At 71.0% G+C, this 20,760-nt stretch carries 19 protein-coding genes; 15 read left to right on the plus strand and 4 right to left on the minus strand.

Going from position 1 to position 20,760, the window contains the following annotated elements:
• The first annotated feature begins 29 nt into the window (after positions 1 to 29).
• On the plus strand, positions 30 to 275 hold the full coding sequence (locus LX16_RS16095) for a hypothetical protein (protein ID WP_147139694.1): 246 nt from the start codon (positions 30 to 32) through the stop codon (positions 273 to 275).
• Positions 276 to 398: 123 nt separating this feature from the next.
• On the opposite strand, the gene bla is transcribed toward LX16_RS16095, so the two are convergent.
• Entirely contained in the window at positions 399 to 1,292 is an 894-nt protein-coding gene (gene bla / locus LX16_RS16100) for a class A beta-lactamase (protein ID WP_147139696.1), read from the minus strand.
• 245 nt (positions 1,293 to 1,537) lie between these two features.
• Between bla and LX16_RS16110 the strand changes: the two genes are divergently transcribed.
• Positions 1,538 to 2,965 (plus strand): hypothetical protein, encoded by a 1,428-nt coding sequence (locus tag LX16_RS16110; RefSeq protein ID WP_158645629.1) that lies wholly within the window; start codon positions 1,538 to 1,540, stop codon positions 2,963 to 2,965.
• Positions 2,966 to 2,969: 4 nt separating this feature from the next.
• Positions 2,970 to 3,953 carry a hypothetical protein gene (locus LX16_RS16115; RefSeq protein ID WP_147139702.1) on the plus strand — a complete coding sequence of 328 codons (984 nt, stop codon included), beginning with the start codon at positions 2,970 to 2,972 and terminating at the stop codon, positions 3,951 to 3,953.
• A 41-nt stretch (positions 3,954 to 3,994) separates the two neighbouring features.
• Here the strand turns inward: LX16_RS16115 and LX16_RS16120 are convergent, their stop codons facing one another.
• Both LX16_RS16120 and LX16_RS16125 read right to left on the minus strand, forming a co-directional pair.
• Positions 3,995 to 4,270, minus strand: a complete 276-nt coding sequence (locus tag LX16_RS16120) for a hypothetical protein (protein ID WP_147139704.1) — start codon at positions 4,268 to 4,270, stop codon at positions 3,995 to 3,997.
• Positions 4,271 to 4,302: 32 nt separating this feature from the next.
• Positions 4,303 to 5,370, minus strand: coding sequence for a type VII secretion protein EccE (locus LX16_RS16125; protein ID WP_147139705.1), 1,068 nt, complete (start codon positions 5,368 to 5,370; stop codon positions 4,303 to 4,305).
• 253 nt (positions 5,371 to 5,623) lie between these two features.
• Between LX16_RS16125 and eccB the strand changes: the two genes are divergently transcribed.
• The 4 genes from eccB (at position 5,624) to LX16_RS16145 (ending at position 9,888) form a co-directional block, all read left to right on the plus strand.
• Entirely contained in the window at positions 5,624 to 6,973 is a 1,350-nt protein-coding gene (gene eccB, locus LX16_RS16130; RefSeq protein ID WP_147139708.1) for a type VII secretion protein EccB, read from the plus strand.
• A 92-nt stretch (positions 6,974 to 7,065) separates the two neighbouring features.
• Positions 7,066 to 7,428 (plus strand): hypothetical protein, encoded by a 363-nt coding sequence (locus tag LX16_RS16135; RefSeq protein ID WP_147139710.1) that lies wholly within the window; start codon positions 7,066 to 7,068, stop codon positions 7,426 to 7,428.
• A 4-nt stretch (positions 7,429 to 7,432) separates the two neighbouring features.
• Positions 7,433 to 8,554, plus strand: coding sequence for a WXG100 family type VII secretion target (locus tag LX16_RS16140; protein ID WP_147139713.1), 1,122 nt, complete (start codon positions 7,433 to 7,435; stop codon positions 8,552 to 8,554).
• Positions 8,555 to 8,640: 86 nt separating this feature from the next.
• Positions 8,641 to 9,888: a PucR family transcriptional regulator gene (locus LX16_RS16145; protein ID WP_147139714.1), complete on the plus strand. Its 1,248-nt coding sequence runs from the start codon at positions 8,641 to 8,643 to the stop codon at positions 9,886 to 9,888.
• Between the two features lie 475 nt (positions 9,889 to 10,363).
• Here the strand turns inward: LX16_RS16145 and LX16_RS16150 are convergent, their stop codons facing one another.
• Positions 10,364 to 11,509 (minus strand): alkaline phosphatase PhoX, encoded by a 1,146-nt coding sequence (locus LX16_RS16150; RefSeq protein ID WP_147139717.1) that lies wholly within the window; start codon positions 11,507 to 11,509, stop codon positions 10,364 to 10,366.
• A 319-nt stretch (positions 11,510 to 11,828) separates the two neighbouring features.
• Here LX16_RS16150 and LX16_RS16155 point away from each other — a divergent pair, with 319 nt between their 5' ends.
• From LX16_RS16155 to LX16_RS16185, 8 genes are all read left to right on the plus strand, one after another.
• Complete coding sequence (locus LX16_RS16155; protein WP_147139718.1) at positions 11,829 to 12,563, plus strand: PIG-L deacetylase family protein; 735 nt, start codon at positions 11,829 to 11,831, stop codon at positions 12,561 to 12,563.
• Between the two features lie 812 nt (positions 12,564 to 13,375).
• Positions 13,376 to 15,757: a sensor histidine kinase gene (locus LX16_RS16160; protein ID WP_147139720.1), complete on the plus strand. Its 2,382-nt coding sequence runs from the start codon at positions 13,376 to 13,378 to the stop codon at positions 15,755 to 15,757.
• Positions 15,754 to 16,155, plus strand: a complete 402-nt coding sequence (locus tag LX16_RS16165; protein WP_147139722.1) for a roadblock/LC7 domain-containing protein — start codon at positions 15,754 to 15,756, stop codon at positions 16,153 to 16,155. Before LX16_RS16160 ends, LX16_RS16165 begins: the two co-directional genes overlap by 4 nt.
• 41 nt (positions 16,156 to 16,196) lie before the next feature.
• On the plus strand, positions 16,197 to 17,381 hold the full coding sequence (locus tag LX16_RS16170; RefSeq protein WP_147139723.1) for an ABC transporter substrate-binding protein: 1,185 nt from the start codon (positions 16,197 to 16,199) through the stop codon (positions 17,379 to 17,381).
• 83 nt (positions 17,382 to 17,464) lie between these two features.
• Complete coding sequence (locus LX16_RS27180) at positions 17,465 to 18,343, plus strand: branched-chain amino acid ABC transporter permease (protein WP_244615845.1); 879 nt, start codon at positions 17,465 to 17,467, stop codon at positions 18,341 to 18,343.
• Positions 18,340 to 19,302 carry a branched-chain amino acid ABC transporter permease gene (locus LX16_RS27185; RefSeq protein ID WP_211354528.1) on the plus strand — a complete coding sequence of 321 codons (963 nt, stop codon included), beginning with the start codon at positions 18,340 to 18,342 and terminating at the stop codon, positions 19,300 to 19,302. The genes LX16_RS27180 and LX16_RS27185 overlap by 4 nt, the downstream gene beginning before the upstream one ends.
• Positions 19,299 to 20,039 carry an ABC transporter ATP-binding protein gene (locus LX16_RS16180; protein WP_147139725.1) on the plus strand — a complete coding sequence of 247 codons (741 nt, stop codon included), beginning with the start codon at positions 19,299 to 19,301 and terminating at the stop codon, positions 20,037 to 20,039. Before LX16_RS27185 ends, LX16_RS16180 begins: the two co-directional genes overlap by 4 nt.
• A gap of 2 nt (positions 20,040 to 20,041) precedes the next feature.
• Positions 20,042 to 20,731, plus strand: coding sequence for an ATP-binding cassette domain-containing protein (locus tag LX16_RS16185; protein WP_147140822.1), 690 nt, complete (start codon positions 20,042 to 20,044; stop codon positions 20,729 to 20,731).
• Positions 20,732 to 20,760 lie beyond the last annotated feature (29 nt).

Below are 20,760 nucleotides of genomic sequence, written 5' to 3' on the forward strand. Positions count from 1 at the left end.
ACCCGCACCGTGACCAAGACACTGCGCCCATGCGGAATGCCGTGCCGACCGGCGACCATAGTGGACGACCGGCGGAGCACCGTGCTCGCGCGGTGGTCGCGGCGTGCCGCACCGTCTCGGCCGCACTGACCCGTGGACAGGTCGAACAGTCGGCAGAGCGCCAATCCGGACCGGCCGCCGACATCCGCGCCGCGCTAGCCGACCTCGACGCCCGGATGACCGCGCTGTGGGCCGACTGGGACGACGAACACCGGCCGCATCCGTCCCGACGCTGAACCTGCGCGGGCGGCCACGCCGTCCGTGCCCGCGTGCCCGCCACCCACGGGCACGCCCACACCGGGGCCGTCTCGACCTCCCGCGAGACGGCCCCACCCCACCCGAGTCTGTCGCTCCCGCGGTCAGTGGAGGGTGTCTGTCGCGATGCGGGTGGCGTCGGCGATGAGGGCGTCGGAGGGTTCGGCGTCGGGGTCGGCGCGGACGGACATGATCGCCATGACGATCGGGGCACCGTCCTCCGGCCACACCACGGCGATGTCGTTGCGACCGCCGTAGCCGCCCGCGCCGCTCTTGTCGGCGACGCGCCAGCCGTCCGGCACACCCGCCGACACCAGGTGCGCCCCCGTCGCGTTGCCGGTCATCCACTCCGTCAACAGTTCGCGTTCGGCCGCGTGGAGCACGTCACCCAGCAGGAACGCCGCCAGGTCCGTCGCGAACGCCCGGGGTGACGTGGTGTCGCGGGTCTCGCCGGGACCGACGTCGTTGAGGGCGGTCTCGTACCGGTCCATCTCGGTGACCTCGTCGCCGAGTCCGACCAGGACCTCCTGCAACCCGTCCGGTCCGCCGAGGGCGTCGAACATGAGGTTCGCGGCGGTGTTGTCGCTCAACCGCACCGCCGCTTCGCAGATCGCCTCCAAGGTCATGCCGTCATCGACGTGTTTGCCGGTCTCGGGGGAGTGCGGCACCAGATCGTCGGCGGTGTAACGGATCCGCCGGTCCAGGCCGTCGACGCCGTACTCCGCGAGGATCGCCCCCGCCGCCAACGCCTTGAACGTCGAGGCGTACCCGAACCGCTCGTCGGCGCGGAACGTCACCTCCTCATCGGTGCCGGTGTCCCGGGCGTACACGCCCAACCTGGCGTCGTAGGAGTCCTCCAGTGCCTCGAACCGGTCTTCCGGTGTCACGGAAGCGGTCGGGCCGGCCTCGACCGGCGCGGCACCTCCGCACCCGGCGGTCACCAGGACGAGCGCCACCACACCCGCGCGTACCCGTCTGCCGGTTATGGAGCCGTTCATGGGAAACCTCCTGCCCGCCTCGCTGACGGGACGACTGTGCCACCGCCGGCCCGGTTCATGTCGCAGGCCGGGAACCGGCGTGTCCCGTCCCACCTCCCGCCCGCCGTCTCGGATCACCGCCTGAACGACCCGGCGAGCCGGTTGACCGGGGGCGTTACGGTGTGTCCACACGGATACGCCCGGAAGCCGTCGTCGCGACGGGGAACGCGACCACCGCCCGGGAGCGACACCCCGGAGGAACCCTGTTGTCCCGAGAACTCACGCCCGAATCCACTCCGACCGAGCAATCCGATCCCGTACACGACAAGGCATCGGCCGAGCCGGTCGTGCCGGCGCCGCGGGGCGGGGACGGCCAGTCCGCTGCCGAATCGCCCGGCGCGCGGGACACCGCACCCGAGACCGGTGACGCCACACCGGAACCCGGCCCGGTCGCTCCGGCCGACTCGCCGGCATCGGAGCCGGACGACGCTCCCGCCGGACAAGCGACCGACACCGCGCCGACCGTCGCACCCGCCGACCCGTCCCAGCCCGACCCAGCCGAGTCCGGCCAGGCCAAGCGGAAGACCGGACCGGCGAAGCCGCCCGCCACGACGGCCGATCCGCCGTGGTTCACCGTGTCCGGGCTGTCCCTGTTCGCGGGTGTCGTGGCCGTGATCGTCCTCGGCGGCGTCATCTGGTCGATAGTGGATCAGGAGCCGGAGGAGGTCGTCGCGGCGTTCTTCGACGCGATCCACGACGGCGACGTGGACGAGGCGCTGAGCCACGTCAGCGGTTACGGCTTCGGCGTCCCGGTCGGGGAGCAGGCGACGTTCCTGCACCCCGACGCGATCGACGACGACTGGGAGGTCCTGGAGATCGGTGAGATGCGGGGCGACTTCGACAAGGTCGTTCCCGTGACCATCGGCGACTCCGAGAACCGTGAGACCGGTCTGATCGGCGTGGTCGAGCACGACGGGGTCTGGTATCTGAAGGACCCGTTCGTGGAGGTCGAGTTCGTCACCCCGGAGCTGACGTACCTGCACGTCAACGACAGGGTCGTGGAGTTGGCGGAGTTGTACGCGCACGACGTGGAGGCGATCGGCCTGGACACCTACCTGCTGTTCCCCGGCAGGTACGACTTCCTCGGCGACCTGCCGGTGGCCGGTGACCCCGCGCCGCACCTGCTGATGCCCGAACCGGAACCAGAGTCGCCGCAGGTGACCGTCTCACTGGGCCCCGTCACGCCGGGGCCGGAGGCCGAGGCGTCGCTCAACGCCTCATTGGCGGTGCTCGTGGAGCGTTGCGCCACCGTCGAATACGGCTACGTACCGGGCTGCCCGATGGCACTGGTCACCGACGCCCTCCCCGACGACGTGTACGTCGACGCGTACCGGGACGTGCGGTGGGAGGTCGCGCGGATGCCGACCGTCACCTTCGGTGAGAGCGCCAAGGACTCCGGTTTCGCGGTGGAGGTGACCGATCCGGGCGAGATCACCGTGACGGCGGCCGGGGTCGGCTTCTCCACCGAGTACGACGTCACCGCCGCCTGCGGGATTGACCCGAGCGTGCTGCGGGCGCAACTGAACGCGGACGGCTCGGTCCTGCTGCACCAGTCGGCCGTGCCCGCCCCTGGCATCGCCGCGTTCTTCCCCACATACGGAAGCTGCCACGACATCGACGCGACGGCGAGGTGACCACGTGCCCCTTTCACCCAGACGCACCCGTATCCGCCGCCGCCTGTTCGTCACGGTCGTGGCGGTGCCGGTCCTCGCTGCGGCCACCGCGCTAGTCGTCGCGTGGTGGCCGACGGGCGACCCGGAGGACGTCGTCACCGGCTACCTCGACGCGATCCGCTCCGGCGACTTCGCGGCCACCGCCGAGTACACCGCGCAGGCCCCCGGCGAGCCGGACACCTCGGACGAACTGCTCACCGAGGCCGCCATGCCGACCGGTTGGGAGTTCGACGACGTCCGGACCGTCGGTGAGCCCTTCGAGGACTCGGCCACCGTGGACTTCACCGTCGCGGCGGACGGGCGGGAACGCGACGGCAGGTTCCGGCTCGACCTCGTCGACGGCGAGTGGGTCATCGCCGACCCCTATGTCACGGTCGACGCGTCCCGGTCGCCGATGGGGTACGTCGAGTTCAACGGTGTGACGGTGGAGGCCGACCGGGTCCGGGTGTTCCCCGGGGTGTACCGGGTGTTCGAGTCGGATCGGGAGTTGTTCGATCTTCCGGACTACATCGCGGTGCCCGGCGGGGGCACCGGTTACCGGCCGTCGGTGCCGGTCACCGACGCGCTCACCGGACTCGTGGAGACCCGGGTCACCGAGTGGATCGACTCCTGTGTGGCGGCCGCGACCGATCCTTTCCCGGACGGCTGCCCCTTCCGCGCGGACTGGGGCGGCGGCGAATACGTGTTCACCAATGGACACATCTACGACGACCCGACCGGGACGTGGCGGGTCGCGGAGTACCCGAAGGTGTGGGTCTCCCAGGACCTCCAGGGCTTTCGGCTGCGACAGGTGGCGCCGGGCGAGGTGGTGTTCACCGGCACGGGAATGCGTGGCGACGCGCTCGGCGACATCGCACTCGACTGCCGGTTCGCGGTCGACCGGTTGACGTTCCGGCTCGGGCCCGACGGTGAGGTGCCGCTGTCCCGCGAGATCGGCGACACCTGTTGACCGGTGTGGCCGGGCGGCACACGCGCCCGGCCACACCGTCCTCATTCACCGATGACGGGGGGTGGCGCGTCCTCGTCGGCCTGCCACGGGTTGTCGCCGACGTCGCGCCAGGATGCGTGGTCGGCGATCTCGACCGGCCGGGGCGCGCCCTCGGTGACCACGGCCTCGCCGGTGTCGGAGTCGTCACGGCCGGCGCCGGAGTCGGGCCTGCCCGAGTCGCCGCCGGGCGGAGCGGCGTCGGGCACCGGATCGGGGACGGGCGTGAAGTCGGGCACTGGGTTGGCCACGCCGGGCAGTGAAGTGTCGCTTGTGGTCATGTCGGAATCACCTGTACCGGGTTGTTGAGCGGTCACCACAGTCCTCCACTGATCGCCGAGGCGTAGGCGGCGGGGCCCTGTACCCCGTCGCACCGCCGCAGCCGGACGTGATGCTTTCGTGCCAGGTCGGACAGTTCCTGGCAGATGTCTTCGAGGGTGTCGGCCTCGGCGGCGAGCCGGATGAGGCAGCTGACCATCTGGCGGTACTCGTTCGGCCGGTCGCTCGCGGGTCGCACGGCGATGGAGAAGGCGCAGAAGTCGGCGGGCAGTGACACCGTTCCCTGCCAGAACTTCTCGGCGGTGTCGGCGTCACGGGGCCGGCCGTGCCAGCTGAACGTCGCCTGTTCGAGTTCCCCGTGCCGCCACGCGCCCCAGCGTTCGGTGACGGGTTCGTCGGTCGTGAATCCGCCGTCGAGCGAGAACCGCAGCGCGTCGCGCAGCTCCTCGGCGTCCAACGGCTGCATGCCGACGCCGATCCTGGTGGCGCCCTTCATGAGTCGTCCGACGGTGCCCGACAGCGCGCGGTGTACGCCGACGGCGCCGCCGCCCCGGTCGGCGGCGACCGGCACGGCGTTGCGGACGTCGATCCGCACGATGAACCAGCTCGACTTGCGCGGCGGCGTGGTGGTGGCGACGCTGTGGGTGACCAGCTGCACGGAGGTGATCGGGTTCCCCTGGTAGCGCAGGAGATCGGTGAGGGCGGCGAACACCGCGTGCGGTGGCGCGTCGGTGGCGACGCTGAGCCCGGCGAACCAGCCGGTGCCGTCGTAGGCGACGCCGAGGCTGGTGCCGCGTTCGTTGATGGTGTCGAGGTGCGGTGCCGGGCCGGGCGCGAGCTTCTCGGCCTCGGCGTGCCGGTCGGCGCGCTGCCGGTGGCGCAGCCGCACCCACCGGGCCAGTTCGACGAGCCAGAGTTGACCGCGGTGGAATCCGAAGGCCACCACCAGGACGGCGAACATGATGCCGCCGATCCACCACAGTGGTAGGCCGGGCACGAACAGCAGGGTGGCGAGTACGACTTCGACGGCGATGACGTGGGCGAGCGTCACCAGTCCGACGTGGCCACGTCGTCGCGTGGAGGGTACCGGGGGCGTCGTCATGGTCGGTTCCTTCGGCCGGGCGAGCGGGTGAGGCGTTCTGTCATGCTAAACCAAATCGATTTGCCGGTAGACTCTCCGCGACCCGGTCCGACGGTTCCCCGGCCGTGGACCCGGACCGCCCAGGCGGTGCGACGGTGAGTCCCCCGCGTACGACCCCGGTACGTGGCGGACGCTCCGCGTCGTCCGGCGGTCCACCGGTACGCCCTCCCGATCAGACGCCAATGATCCAGGAACTCCGAAGGAGCTCGTGGCAATGCGAACCAGACGTGAACAGGTCCAGGCACATCGCTTCATCGTGCGGCGCATCATCTCGGCGATGCTGTCGGGTGAACCCGAGACGCTCGACCTACCGATGCGGCGGCTCGCGATCGCCGCGGTGGCCAGTACCGCCATCGCCGCGTTGGTGTTCGCCGGTTTCTGGGTGGTGGGTCTGGTGTGGCCGGGCGGTGCCGAGTCCTGGAAGGTCGACGGCGCCATCATCGTGGAGGAGGAGACCGGCGCCAGGTTCGTGTACTGGGACGGGCTGCTGCACCCGGTGCAGAACTACGCCTCGGCGCTGCTGATCACCTCCAGCGGCGACCGGACCGTGTTCACCGTTCACCAGAGTTCGCTCGCCGACACCCCGCGCGGCGGGATGCTGGGCATCCCGGGCGCGCCCGACGCGCTGCCGGAGAACGACCGGTTCGTGGGGATGCCGCTGCTGACCTGCTCGGCCCCCAACCGGCTCGACGCGCTCAAGCGGGACAGCCACGTGGTCGTCGGGATGATGCCCGGCGGCGGGGAGTCGTTGGGGGACAAGGGACTGCTGCTGGAGTCCGACGGCGACTACCACCTGGTCATCGGTGACACGAAGTTCCTGGTGCCCGGTGAGAAGACGCTTCCGGCGCTGGGCGCCGACGTCGAACAGGTCGTGTCGGTGGACCGGGTGCTGATCAACGCGCTGTTCACCGGTCCCGAGCTGGTGGTGCCGGTGCCCGACGCGGGCGACCCGGGCCGGGAACTCGACGGCGAGGACTACGAGATCGGTGAACTCTTCATAAACAACGACCGCTACTACGTGTTGCTGGACGACGGCCTGGCCCCGATCGGTGAACTGGCGGCCGAGCTGATCGGCACCCCGCGTACCGAGATCTCCACGGCGGCGGTCAGCGAGAACCAGTCCGACTCCACGGTGGAGCCCGCCGGGTTCCCGACCGACCGGCCCGAGATCGTGTCGGGGCTGCGAGCCGACGTGTCGGCGGTGTGCGGTGTGTACGAGGACGGGGAGCTGCGGGTCGAGTACTTCCCGACGAGTCCGTCCGAGCTGCAGGAGAACACGATGCTGGCGCCGGACGGCACCGCCGACGAGGTGACCACCGCGGACCACGTCCTGCTGCCGGGCGGGTACGGCGCACTGTTCCGCGCCGAGATCACCCCCGGCGCGGCCGGCGGGACGGTGTTCCTGTTGACCGACCAGGGTTGGAAGTTCGGGATGACCGACGAGACCCTGGAGGCGTTCGGTTACAAGGGCGTGGAACCGGTCCCGGTTCCGGCGTCCCTTCTGGACCTCGTACCCACCGGACCGGAGCTGAGTCAGGCCTCGGCGCTCGGATTCACCCAATGATCCGGCCCGGGCATATTCACATTTCTCGAATTTGTACTAAGCTGGCCTAATCCGGTCGCAAAACGCTTTGCATAACCTGTTTGGAGGAACCGATGCCGCCCCCATCATCAGCCGACGGCCGCATCGACGTCGACGTCGACGCCATCGAGGACTTTCAGCCGACCTTCAATCGGCTCGACGCCCGGGTCGGGACGGCCAGCGCCAAGATCGGTCCGGCCTCCGCCCAAGGGCTCGGGCACTTCACCGACGCCGTTTCGGTGATCACCGACCACGACCGGCTCCGCGCGCAGTACCTGGAACGCCTCGCACTGCTGCGGGCAGCCGTCATCGCGGCCAACCAGAAGACCACCCAGCTCATCCGCAACTACCGCAAGACCGAGACGGCACACGTCGGCAACATGACCGAACTGCTGGTGCCGCTCGCCAACGTGATCAAAGACCTGCGAAAGGACTAGGTCCATGCCATCCTTCGGACTGTCCTTCGGCCAGCTGAGCGCCTACTTCCACGGCATCAACCCCGGCCCCTCCGCGACCAGCGCCCAATCGAACTGGCTCGCCGGTGCCGCCGAAGCCCAGCAACTGGCCGACGAGCTGATGAAGAACGTCCAGATTCTCCAGCAGCTCTGGTCCGGCCCCGCCGCCACCCAGTACTACAAGGCGATGAACGCCATCGCCGAGTTCGCCTACAACCTGGCCAACGACATGACGAACATGGCCAACGGCCTGTCGTCCATGTCCACCCAGGCGTCCTCGATCAAACCGCAGGCGATCGCGCTCATCAACGCCGCCCGCAGCAACCCGTACAGCCGGGCGGCGGCGATCGCCCCCCTGACCGCCATGCTCAACCAACTCGGCGGTTCCTACCTGCAGAACCGCAGCACCTACTGGAAGGAGCCGTCACAGGCGCCCGCGCAGCTCCCCAAGGCGGGCAACGAGACCGAGTCGCAGCCGCAGGACGTCGGCGACCCCGGTTTCATCCGGCCCGCCGAATGGCTGGAGCGGCTGCAGGACCTCCGTGAAGTCGTCGAGATGGGAGAGTTCATCTACGACGCCTTCAACCCGGACGACTTCCCGTCCGGCGTGACCGGCGAACTCCCACCGCCGCACGGCGTCCCCGGCGGCCCCGGCGGCGGCGTGCCCGGCTGGGACGGCACCGGCCCGTTGCCGTCGCCCGACCACCCGGACTACCAGCCGCTTCCGGTGCCCGACGCCGACCTGACCGACCCCGACACCGAACCCGAGACCAGCCTGGCCAGCGCCGCACCGACTGTGCCCGGCGCCAGCCCGGCCCTGTCGCTGGCCACCGGCGGCGGGCCCGGAATGGGCGGCGGCATGGGCGCGGTGCCGATGGCCGGCATGGGCGTCGGCATGGGAGCGGCGGGAGCCAGCGCCCGCAGCGCCCCGGCCGCCCGGCCCGGCACCACCCCGGCGGGCGGCATGTTCGCCCCCGGGATGATGGGCGCCGGCATGCGCCGGGGTGAAGAGGAGGAGGACTCCGGCCACCGCACGTGGCTGACCGAGGACGACATGGCCTGGGACGGCGAACCCGCCCCCTCCGGCGTCGTCGGTGGCTCACGCTGACCTCGGCGTCGGCCGCGAGCCCGCAGGGTACCGGTGAGGGTGACCTGCGGGCTCGCGGCGTACCTCCACTACCGCTTCCGTCCATAGTGACCGGAGACTCGGAGGCGGACGGTGACGGTGACCGGCCGCTCGTGATGGGCGGCCGGCCCGTGCACGAACTCCTCGACGCCCGCAAACGCGAGCTCGCGGACCACCTCGTCGCCGGGTTCACCGAGGCCATCCCGGTGTACCGGCACCTCGGCGGCGGCGAACTCGCCGACGTCGCGTGGATCATCGTCCACAACCTCGAACTCGCCGCCCGCATCTTCGAGCACCGCCGCTACCCCGACGACTCCGAACTCGAACCGATCCGGGCCGGTGCCGCCCGTCGCGCCCAGGAGGGCGTGCCGCTGGAGGCGCTGTTGACCGCCTACCACCAGGGCGCCGGCCGGGTGTGGGACGTCCTGTTCGCCGCCGCGGACCCGGAGGACTTCCGGGACGTCGTCATCGCCAGCCGCCTGATCCTGGGCTGGACGCAGGCCGTCACGGTCGCCGTCTGCGACGCCTACATCGCCGAGCGGGAGAGCATGCTCAGCCAGGAACAGCAGGCCAGGCACGCCGTGGTGTCGGCCCTGCTGGGCGGTGGCTCCGCCGAGACCGCCAGCGCGCTCGCCGGTGTGCGGCTGTCGGCGCGTTACCTGGTCCTGAACCTGGAGATCGGCCGGGACGCCGACGAGCGCGGCCCCGGATCGGGGGCCGTCGTCGCGGGGCGGCGCAAACTCCACCGGATCCGGGCGGTACTGGAGGACTTCGCGACCGAACCGATCCTGTCGCTCATGGAGGTCGGCGGCGGGCTCGTGCTGGTGCCCATACCGGACGAACCACTCGACTGGCCGGTCGCGGTCCGGCTCGTCGAGGACGTCACCGCCGCGGCGGGCGCCAGACTGTGGGCGGCGGGCCAGACCGCCGGACCCGACGAGATAGCCGAGGCCACCCGCACCAACGTGGAGGTGCTGGACGTGGTGCGCACCTTCGGCTACCCGCCCGCGCTGTACCGGCTCTCCGACGTGTTGCTGGAGTACCAGCTCACCCGGCCGTCCGAGGCGATGACCGAGTTGGCCTCGCTGCTGGACCCGTTGCGGGACAACCCGGACCTGCTGCGCACCATCGAGGTGCACCTGGAGACCGGGCTGGACCGCCGGCAGACGGCGGCCCGGCTGCACGTCCACCCCAACACCGTGGACTACCGCCTCCGGCGGATCGTGACCCTCACCGGGCTGGACCCGGTCGAGCCCGCGCACCTCCAGCGGATCGGCGCGGCGCTGGCCGCCCGGCGCCGCCTGGCCTCCGACTGACCCGTCCTTTCCTCCACCCTCCCGCCTTGTCGCCTTGTCGCCTTGGGTGGCCGGGGGCCGATCGACATGCCTCGAATAGGGCGGTATGTCCCATTTCGGCCGGGCCCCAGACCACCCAAGGCGGGCCCCAGACCACCCAGGGCGCGGAAGGGGGAGGGAGGCGTCGGCCCGGATTTCCGGCCTCCGTGCCACTGGAACTCCGGGCCGACGCGGTCCTGTGCCCGGCGTCGCGCGTCGCGACGGCTTCCCACCGTTCGGGCGAACCCGTCGCGCCACCGGGACCGGGGTTCGGGCCACCGGGACCGGGGAGCGGCCGCCGGGTGCGGCGGTACTGCCCCCACCACCGCACCCGGCGCCGGACGGCTCTCGCGCGAGCCGGGTACGCGCAGCCGTCCGTTCTCGGGCCGACCGGGCCGGGCACTCGGTCATGCCGTCCGGGTACCGCTTCCGGGGCCGACCGGGCCGCCCCGGAAGCTCAGTGCCGGAACGGCCCGGTCACCTCGTAGGTCACGCCGTCGGTGCCCGCGCTGAATCCGCTCGCGCCGCGTTGCGAGGAGAAGTACAGCCGTGTGCCGTCGGGGGAGAACGCCGGGCCGGTGATCTCCGATTCGTCGTGGCCCTCCACCCGCAGCACCGGCGCCGTCACGCCGTCCGGGGTGATGATGTTGATCTCCATGTCACCGCCGTCCTCGGCGACGTACAGGTCGCCGCCGGCGGTTCCGGTGATGTTGTCGACGCCTTCGAGTGTCCCGCCGCCGTCGTAGACGGGCGTGACGGTCTCGTCGACGGCGTCGTACGCCCACACCTTCCCGTCGCCCTTGGCGGTGAAGTAGCAGACGCCCGCGGCGTAGTGGCAGCCTTCACCGCCGTCGAAGTGCCGGGCGGCGTCCACCTGTTCGCGGGTCTGGGTGTCGAAGACACCCGGTTGCGGGTCGGGGACCGGCTGCCAGGTGACCGTCGTGGTGTCCTCGCTGCCGCACAACACCTCCAGGGTGCCGCGTGACAGGTCGCCCCAGGTGTCGGGCCGGAACCGGTAGAAGCAGCCGTCTGACTCGTCCTCGGTGAGGTAGACGACGCCGCGGTCCGGGTCGCAGGCGGCGGCCTCGTGCTTGAACCGGCCCAGGGCGTCGCGCCGGACCGCCTCGCCGCCGCCGAACGGGTCGGTCTCGTAGACGCGGCCCCGGAAGATCTCCTCGCACGACAGCCACGTGTTCCAGGGCGTGGCGCCGCCCGCGCAGTTGAGGCTGGTGCCGCGCAGGATCGGGTAGGCGCGGTCGATGGTGCCGTCGGCGTGGAACCGGATGGCGGAGGCCCCGCCGATCAACGGCACCTCCGAATTGGACACGTACACCCAGCCGTCGCCGTCGGGGAAGCAGGCGCCGCCGTCGGGCGCCAGGTGCCACACGAGGTCCTTCACCGGGCGCCCGGAACGGGCGACGACGCGGCTGGTGAACCCCTCGGGCAGGGCGAGCCCGTTGGCGTCGGGGGCTCGGAGGGGGCCGTAGGGGCTGCCCGGCAGTACCCGGGCGGCCGGTTGCGCCGCGGCCGTCTGCCACAGCGTGCCCGTCACTGCGACAGCACCGCCGGCGGTGACGACGCGGATGAAGGTGCGGCGATCCATGCGGGACTCCTGCGTGCGATATGGCCTGCCACCCATCATGAAAGACCCGGCGGGATAAGTAAATTGGACGCGATGGCAAACCTGCCGGGATAATTCTGTGACGGCTCACAACGTTCCCCACCTGGGAACCCGTCGAGATCATGTCATCCGGCCTATGGGACCGGCCGGTTTGTGGCCTGGTCACAATGGCCCGGCGTCCGGCTTGGAAGCGGTTCCAAGAACCGCCGCCGTCCCCCGCGACGCGAAGCCGCCGCGACACCCGCGCGGCCGGGCCGGGGCGACCACGGTGAGGCCGGTCGGCGCCGCATAGGGTGGCGGGATGAACACCGAACAACCGTCGCAGTTGGAGCCGTTCCCGGAGGACGGCTGGTCCCGGGTGCTCGCCGTCGTCGCGCACCCCGACGACCTGGAGTACGGTGCCGCGGGCGCGATCGCCCGGTGGACGGGCATGGGCCGGTGGGTCGGGTACCTGCTGGCGAGCCGGGGCGAGGCCGGCATGGACGACGTGCCGCCGGAGGAGGCGGGGCCGCTGCGGGTGGCCGAGCAGCTGGAATCGGCGCGGATCGTCGGCGTATCCGATGTGGAGTTCCTCGACCATCCGGACGGCGTCATCGAGGAGTCGACGGCGTTGCGTCGTGACATCGCGCTGGCGATCCGGCGTCACCGGCCGGAGGTGGTGGTGACCATCAACCACCACCGTTGGTGGGGGCCCGGGATGATGAACCAGGCGGACCACCGCAACGTGGGGAACGCGGTGCTGGACGCGGTTCCGGCGGCGGCGAACCGCTGGCTGTTCCGGGACGGCGGGGTGGAGCCGTGGCGGGGCGTGCGGCTGGTGGCGGTGGCGGGTTCACCGCAGCCGACGCACGCCGTCGACGTGTCGGAGACCCTGGAGACGTCGATCGCGTCCCTGGCGGCGCACCGCCGGTATCTGGAGTCGCTGGGGGACCATCCGATGGCGGATCCCGACGACATGCTTCGCGGCATGGCGTTGCAGACGGCGCAGCGGTTCGGTGGCCGGCCCGCGACGGCGTTCGAGGTGTTGCGGATGTGAACACGTGCCGGGGCGCCGCCGTCTGCGCGCGTGGGAACGCTCCCGCCGGCCGGGCTCTGTCGGGTGCTGTTCGGACGGTGGCGGGAGGTCGTGGCGACGGGCCGCCGCCGGTCCGGTCGGCGCGTCCGCTCGGCGGGGCGTGGCGGACCCTTTCGGGTGAGTGGCCTTGCGCACGTTTCCCGCCGGTAACATGGCCGGTCGTGAAGCGGCCCCCTCGCGGCACCGGGTGCAGTCGGCCGGTCACCGCGCCGAGCACATTCGCCGGAGTCGGAACACGCCGACTACGTTGAGCTGCCGATACGTCGGTTCCGGCCGGAAACCTTCCATCTCAAGTAGACGGTTCTCGGTGGAGGCCCGAACGGATTCTTCCCGCGGCAATGAGAACAAGGAAATCGGTGGATGCCGATTTATCGTGTGAAGCTCAGGGTGGTTGACAAACCCCTGGACAAATCCGGTAGGTTCGATCACCGATGGCGCCCCGCTGACCAAACCGTCTCCACCCCCAATACACCGAGCCGCATGACCCGTCGCCCGACCCGGCAGAGTCGGTTGATGCCGACGCGATGCGCGCTTCGGAGACTCTTTGGAGTGGACGTCATCGCCGTGTCCGCATCGCGTGGGAGATTTATCTGGTGCGGCGACGGCCGACAGGCTTGATTCACACACGCAGACCCCAGCGGTCTTCGCAAATGGAAGGAGGCGCGTGTGCTGACGGCAGGCATTGATCACGCGCGCGACCTCGACCGGTGCCGACCGGTCGCTGAACAGGTGACAGTAGATCCGGCCGCCACGACGGAGATGGTGCGAGCCTCGTGAGGATTACCCAGAAGCTGGGTGTACTGGTGGCGGTCCCGCTCGTCGCGGTGGTCGCCTTCGCGGCCCTCGCGGTGTTCACCACCGGGAACGAGGCGCTCCAGGCGGAGCGACTCCGGAACCTGGTGCTCACCAGTGCCTCGGCAGGAGAACTGATACAGCAGCTGCGGGCCGAACGGTCCGCGGCCGTGACCGCGCTGACCAGCGGTGGTGACGAACTGGTCCTGGCGTACCAGAACCAGACGCTGGAGAGCGACTCCGCGATCGACGCCTACCGGGACGCCAGGGCGGAACTCACCGAGGTCCCCCCGTCGACGGCCCAACTGCTGGCGCGCATCGACACCCAACTGGACGGCCTGGAGACGCTGCGCGACGCGGTCGGCTCCGGCGAACAGACCACCTCGGCGGCGGCGTTCTCGTACCGCATCACCATCGCCGCCCTACTGGAGTACCGCGACTCGGTGGCTCAGGCCGGTGGTGCGCCCGCCGAGGTCGCCGACCGGCTCCGTGGCGCCGCGGCGCTGACCCGGGCCTCGGAGTACCTGGGCATCGAACAGGTCGCGGTACTGCGATCGATCTCCGCCGGGACCATGACCGCCAGCGCCTATCAGGACATCACCGCCGCCCGCACCGCCAGTGTCGAGGCCATGATCACGTTCAACACCCTGGCGACGCCCACGTGGCGGGCCTGGGTCGAGGAGTCCCTGGCCGCCGACGAGCTGACCGACGCGCAGCGGCTGGAGGACGCCGTCGGGCGGATCACGCCCGGCGAGGACATCGACATCGAACCGGACCAGTGGAACGCCGCGATCGGCAACCGGGGCGACGCGCTCCTGGACGCGCAGAACAAGATCGACGCCGACATCGTCGAGGAGGTCACCGCGCTGCGGGACTCGCAGCGTGACCTCACGATCCTCCAGACCGTCGCCGTGGCGGTGACGGTGGCCGTGGCGGTCAGCCTCGCGGTGTGGCTGGGACGTCCGGTCGTGCAGGGGCTCGGCCGGCTGCGCGACACCGCGCGCCGAGTCGCCAAACAGGACCTTCCCGCCGCGGTGGCGCGGTTCGATGACCACGAGGTGCTGGGCGAGTTGACGCCCGAGCAGTTCGCCGACGACATGCCCGCTCCGGTGGAGGTCACCGGCAGCGACGAGATCGCCGAGGTCGGTACCGCCTTCAACGAGGTCCACCGCGAGGCGGTCAGGGTCGCCGCGCAGCAGGCGCTGCTGCGGCTCCACATCGGCGCGATCTTCGTCAACCTGGCCCGTCGCGGTCACTCCCTGACCGGTCGGCTCACCGCCGCCCTGGACGAGGCCGAACGGACCGAGCTCGACCCCGAGCGCCTGGACCGTCTGTTCTCACTGGACCACCTGGTGACCCTGTTGGCCCGGTCCAACGACTCGCTCCTGGTGCTGGGCGGCGCCTCGCCCGCCAAGGTGCGCACAGTGGACGAACCGGTCGGCGACGTCCTGACCGCCGCCGCGGCCCAGATCGAGCAGTACACCAGGATCGACGTCGGCGTCGTCGACGACAACGTCGCGGTCCGCGCCGACGCCGTCGACGACGTGGTGAAGCTGCTGGCCGAGTTGATGGACAACGCCACCCGGTACTCCAAGCCCCAGGTGCGGGTGTCGGCCAGGTCGCTGGCCGACCGGCTCATCATCCAGGTCGCCGACGAGGGCATCGGCATGCCGCACGACCAGCTCGACAAGGTCAACACGCGGCTCGCCACCCGCCCACCGCTCGACCTCGAAGCCGTACGCGCCATGGGTTTGACCGTGGTGGGGCATATCGCGGCGCGCCGCGGCATCCGGGTCGAACTGCGCAACGGGCAGACCGGCGGCATGATCGCCGAGGTGACCGTGCCGCTGATGCTGCTGGCCACCGAGACGCCGTCGCGGGCGGAACTGGCGGCGCGCCCCAAGCCCGCTCCGCTGTTCCAGGCCAAGCGTTCGGGGGCCCGCCGCCGCAGGCCGCGCCCGGCCCCCGAGATCGACCGTCCCGCGACCCGGGACTCGGTCGACATGGACGAGACCATGGAGATGCCGGTCGTACACTTCGACTGGACCTCCACCGGCGACCCGACGACGGGGCTTCCGCGCCGCCGCCGGGGCGACGGCAGGCCGCCGTCGCCGGTCCGTGAGCCGGCACCGGTCCCCGCCGCGCCGCCCGTGCCCGGTCCCGGCCAGAACGCGCAACTTCCGCAGCGAGTTCCGATGGCGCAGTTGGTGAGCGACGAGCTCGTCAGCTCCGCGCCGCAGACCGGCGGTGAGTACCGAGACCCGGACGCCGTGGGAGCCACCTACGCCGCGTACGCCCGTGGTCTCGCCGCCAAACGTGTCCCAGCCTCCCACGACTCAGACAGATCGAGAGCATCACTGTGACCGACCTTGACCTTGATTTCCTGCTCAATGACTTCGTAGAACGCGTGCCCCACGTGACCCACGTGATCGCGGTGGCGGCCGACGGTCTGCTGGTGGCCCGCAATGATGAGCTGGACGTCGATGACGCGGACCGGCTGGCGGCGATCGCCTCGGGCCTGGTCAGTCTGCTCGGCGGGGCCGCGCGTTCGCTGCAGGCCGACCCGGTGGTCAGCAACCTGACCGAGATGCGGGGCGGCTACATGTTCTCCATGGCCGTCTCCAGTGGAGCCAGCCTGCTCGCGCTGGCCGCACACGGCTGTGACATCGGGCAGGTGGGCCACGAGCTGGCCGACCTGATCAACAAGGTGGGGCCCGCGCTCACCCCACGGCCCCGGACCGGTCAGACCGCCCGGAACTGACCGGCACCTGGATGTCCCTCCACCCCCCTCTTGGAGAAATGATGAAACACCGATTGCCCCGGCGGGCTCTGCTGTTGGGAACCGCCGCCGGTCTCGTCCTCACCGGTTGCACGGCAGACGACGGTGCGTCCGCCGACACCGTCAAGATCGGCCTGATCGTGCCCCAGACCGGTGTGTACGAAGAGGTCGGCAACGACATGCGCGCCGGCTTCGAGCTGTACCTGGAGACCCACAACAACGAGCTCGGCGGCCGCAAGGTCGAGCTGTTGGTGGGCGACGAGGGCGACGGCCCCGCCACCTCCTACGACGTGGCGAGCCGTTTCGTGCAACAGGACGAGGTCGTGGCGTTGACCGGTATCGCCAGCGGCGCGTCCTACGCCGAGATCTCGGTGTTCGCCCAGGAGCAGGGTGTCCCGCTGATCGGCTCCGGTGGGCGCCCGACGCTGGACCCGGACCAGCTCGAGGGCCTGTGGCACACCAGCTGGATCTCCGAGGAGAACGGCACCGCCATCGCGCCGTACATGGCGGAGAACCTCGACGGCCCGGTGTACGCGATCGGCCCGGACTACCAGGGCGGCCACGACCAGTTGCGCGGCTTCACGGAGAACTTCCTGGAGGCGGGCGGCACGCTCGCCAACCCCACCGGTGAGACGACCTGGACGAAGTTCCCCGACACCGACAACTTCCTGCCGTACTTCACCGAGATCGCCCAGACCGACGCCGCGGCGATCTACACGTTCTACGCGGGTGCGGCGGCGGTGAACTTCGTGCAGCAGTGGGCGCAGTCCGACGCCAAGGACATCCCGCTGTACGGCGCCTTCCTGACCGAGGGCTCCGCGCTGACGGCGCAGGGCGACGCCGCCGAGGGCGTCTACACCGTCATGAACTACTCGGCCGACCTGGACAACGCCGCCAACCGCGAGTTCGTGTCGGAGTGGACCGCGGCGGGACTGACCGGTCAGCCGTCGCTGTACGCGATGTGCTCGTGGGACGCCGCCAGCGTCCTGGACCAGGCGATCGCGTCGATCCCCGCCGGTGAGGAGGTCACCTCGGAGGCCATCAACGCGGCCGTCGCCGAGCTCGGTGAGATCGACAGCCCGCGCGGCCCCTGGCGGTTCAGCGACACGCACGCCCCGGTGCAGCGCTGGTACCTGCGTCAGGTGCAGCTGGACGGCCAGCAGCTGTCCAACGTGGTCATCCAGGAACTGGCCACCCTGGGCGACTGACCCGGTGACCCGGCGGACGGATCGCGTCCGCCGGGTTCGTCGTACCCCCGTGCCCCCTCAGCCCGACAAGGAGTCCCGGCGAAGTGGATCTGCTGGACGCCTATCTGCCCCATGTCATCGGCGGCGTCACCTACGGCCTGCTGCTGTTCACCGTCGCCAGTGGACTGACGTTGGCGTTCGGAGTCGCCGACGTCCTCAACCTGGCCCACGGCACCGTCTTCATGGTCGGCGGTTACGCCGCGTACCTGGTCACCGACGGCAGTTGGTGGGGCCTGGTGCTGGCCGCCCTGGCCGGAACCGCCGCCGGAGCCGTGTTCGGCGGTGCCCTGTCGGGGGCGATAATGCCGCTGGCCGGGCGCGGCCACATGATGCAGGCACTGCTCACCTTCGGAGTGTCCATGGTGGTCGGGAACCTGCTCGTGCAGGTCTTCGGCTCCGCCGAACTGCGCCCCGACCTCCCCGACGTGCTGGAACAACCCGTGGTGTTCCTGGGACACAACTACCCCGCCTACCACCTGCTGTTCATCGGCGCGGCCGGACTGCTCGCCGCCGCCGGATGGCTCGTCGTCACCCGCAGCCGCGTCGGCGCGCTCGTGCGCGCGATGGTCGACGACCAGGACATGGTCGCCGCGCTCGGCGTCAACCCCAAGCTCGTCCTGGCCGGAGTGCTCGCGGTGGCCGGTGCCCTGGCGGGCCTCGCCGGAGCCCTCGGCGCACCGATCCTCGGCCCCAGCCTGCACGCCGCCAACACCGTGCTGCTGCAGTCCCTCGTGATCGTCGTCGTCGGTGGGCTCGGCTCGATCGGCGGCGCGTTCGTCGCCGCGCTGCTCGTCGGACAGGTCCACACGCTCGGTGTGGCCCTCGCCCCCGAATGGTCCCCGTACCTGCTGTTCGCGGCCATGGCGGTCGCGCTGCTGGTGCGCCGTCCCCCGCAACTCCTGGTGGGAGGGAGGACGACGTGACCCGGCTGCTCCTCGACACCCGCGTCTGGACGGCCCTGGCCGTCGCCGCGCTGGCCGCCCTGCCGTTCGCCGTCGACGCCTACACGCTCTCGTCGCTGTCGGGCATCATCTCGCTGGGCCTGTTGGCCGTCAGCGTCGCGGTCCTCACCGGGACCGCGGGCCTGCCCAGCCTCGGACAGGTGGCGCCCTACGCGTTCGGCATGTACACGACGGTCGTGCTGATCCGCGCCGGTGTCACCGAGGCACCGGTCCTACTACTGGCGTCGGGCGCCGCCGCCGCGGTGTTCTGCGCCGTCATCGGCCCCGCCGTCGTCCGCACCCGCGGCGTCGTGTTCCTCATGCTGACCCTGGCGGTCGGTGAGTTGACCGCGCAGGCCGCGCAACAGTGGAAGGCCGTCAGCGGCGGCACCGACGGCAGCGGCAGGCTCGACCCGACGGTGCCGTTCTGGGGCCTGGAACCACTCGTGGACGAACCGGCGGTCTACTGGTACTGCCTCGCGGTCGCGGTCGTGGTGACGGCGCTGGCCGGTTGGGCGGCGCGCTCCACACCGGGTTCCCTGGTGCGAGGCGTACGGGACAACGAGGCGCGGATGCGCGCCGACGGCCACCGGGTGGGCGCCTACCTGCTCGGGGTCTTCGTGTTCGCCGGGATGATCGCCGGAATCGGCGGTTCGCTGCTGGTGACCAGTCAACGCATGGTGTTCCCCTCCGACGTCAGCTTCAGCATCTCGGCCCTGGTCCTGATGGCCGTGGTGATCGGGGGCGCCGCCTCGCTCGGCGGTGCGCTCGTAGGCGCGGGCGCCGTCATCCTGTTGCGGGACTGGACCGCCGCGTACCTGCCCGGACAGGGACCGCTGGTGCTGGGCGCCCTGTTCATCGCCGCCGTGTACCTGATGCCCGGCGGGCTCGCGGGCGTACTGGAACGGATCGGGCTGCGACGACGGAAGGAGGCGACATGACGGACCTGCTCACCATCACCGGACTGCGACGCGACTTCGGGAGCCTGCGCGCCGTGGACGGTTTCGACCTCACCCTGGCCGAGGGCGACAGGCACGCCCTCATCGGCTGCAACGGCGCCGGGAAGTCCACAGTGCTGCACATGGTCGCCGGCGCGGTGCGGCCCACCGGTGGCCGGATCGCCTTCGCCGGGACCGACGTGACCCGTAAACCCGCCCACCGGCGTTCCCGGCTCGGCATCGCCCGCACCTTCCAGACCCCGGCGCCGCTCGACAGCTTCACGTGCCTGGAGAACCTGACACTCGCCGCCCGGCCGCACGACGCCACGTCACGCTGGCGGCCGTCGCGGCGGCGCGCCGCACTCGCAGAACGCGCCACCGCGCAGTTGGCGGCCCTCAACCTCGCCGACCGCGCCGACACCCCGGCGTCCGCGCTCTCACACGGGCAGCGCCGGCTGCTGGAGATCGCGATGGCGCTCATGGCGGGTCCCCGGTTGCTGCTGCTGGACGAACCGGCGGCGGGGCTCACCGACGCCGACATGGCGCGGCTCCTGGAATGCCTGGGTTCACTGCCCGCCGAACTGACGGTCCTGCTGGTGGAACACCATCAGGACGTGGTGACGGCGATCGCCGACACGGTCACCGTCCTCCACAACGGACGTACCCTCACCAGTGGGACCCCCGCAGAGATCGCCGCCGACCCGCAGGTGGCCGAGGTGTACCTGGGGACGGCGGCATGAGCCTGTTGGAACTGTCGGGACTGACCGCCGGATACCACGGCGGGACGGTACTGCACGGCGTGGACCTGACCGTCGAACCCGGCGGCGTCACCGCCGTCGTCGGCCACAACGGGGCCGGCAAGACGACACTGTGCCAGGCCGTCGCCGGTCTGCTGCCGGCCTCTGGCGGCGCGGTCCGCTGGGACGGCGAGGACGTCACGTCGCGCCCCACCCACCGCCGCACCCGGATGGGCATCGGCTACGTGCCGCAGGGCCGCCGCGTCTTCGGGTCGGTGTCCGTCGCCGAACACCTGGCCATCGCGCGGCGCCGCGACTCCGCATGGACCGTCGACGACATGTGGGAGATGTTCCCGCAACTGGCGGCGCGGCGCCGACACCACGGCGGCCTGCTGTCCGGCGGCGAGCAGCAGATGCTCGCGATCGCCCGGGCACTGCTCACCGGCCCGCGCCTCCTCGTGCTCGACGAACCCACCGAGGGCCTCGCGCCGGTCATCGTGGAACAGATCCGCTCCACGGTCGGCCGGCTCGCCGAGTCCGGGATGGCGGTCCTGCTGGCGGCACCGCAACCACAGTGGCCGATCGCGACCGCGGACCGGTTGTGCGTGCTCGACGCCGGACGGGTCACCGGCCGGTTCACCGGCACCGAGGTCCGCGAGGACCCGAAGCCGCTGATCGAGATGCTGGAACTGTGACCGCGACCGGTTCGGAATCCGGCCGCAGC

The organism is Stackebrandtia albiflava, assembly GCF_007994225.1.
Taxonomy (GTDB): Bacteria; Actinomycetota; Actinomycetes; order Mycobacteriales; family Micromonosporaceae; genus Stackebrandtia; species Stackebrandtia albiflava.